Origin of the sequence: Streptomyces flavochromogenes (assembly GCF_000717595.1) — a bacterium.
In the GTDB taxonomy this organism is placed as follows: Bacteria; Actinomycetota; Actinomycetes; order Streptomycetales; family Streptomycetaceae; genus Streptomyces; species Streptomyces flavochromogenes.
The window spans coordinates 1-367 of record NZ_JNZO01000118.1 but is presented as its reverse complement, the minus strand read 5'-3'; the positions used below and the strand labels follow the sequence as shown (position 1 = coordinate 367).

Annotated in this window: 1 protein-coding gene; it reads left to right on the top strand. The window is 71.7% G+C overall.

The window, feature by feature from the left end; genetic code table 11:
• The coding region (locus IF00_RS0140520; RefSeq protein ID WP_030327156.1) for a S1 family peptidase at positions 1-367 on the top strand (367 nt) is incomplete at both ends.

Sequence of the window (367 nt, the reverse complement as noted above, 5' to 3'; positions counted from 1 at the left end):
CGAGTCGGCCCCGAAGTACGGCGTGTACGACGGCAACTGCGGGGCGTCGCTGATCGATCCCCAGTGGGTGCTGACGGCGGCCCACTGCGTCACGGGCGACGGCCTGGTCCTCGACGGCATCGTCCGGATCGGCAGTGAGGCGCGGAAGTCGGGGGGAACGGTCCGGGCCATCGAGCGGACCGTCGTTCACCCCGGCTTCGTGAGCGGTGACGGGAAGGGCGCCAACAGGCACGACATCGCGCTGGTCCGTCTCGACCGCCCGGTCTCCGAGAAGCCCGTCAGGATCGCGGAGCGGGCCGGACGGCCCGGGACCCCGACCCGCATCCTGGGATTCGGCACCACCGCCGACACCGAACTGAGGTTCGCG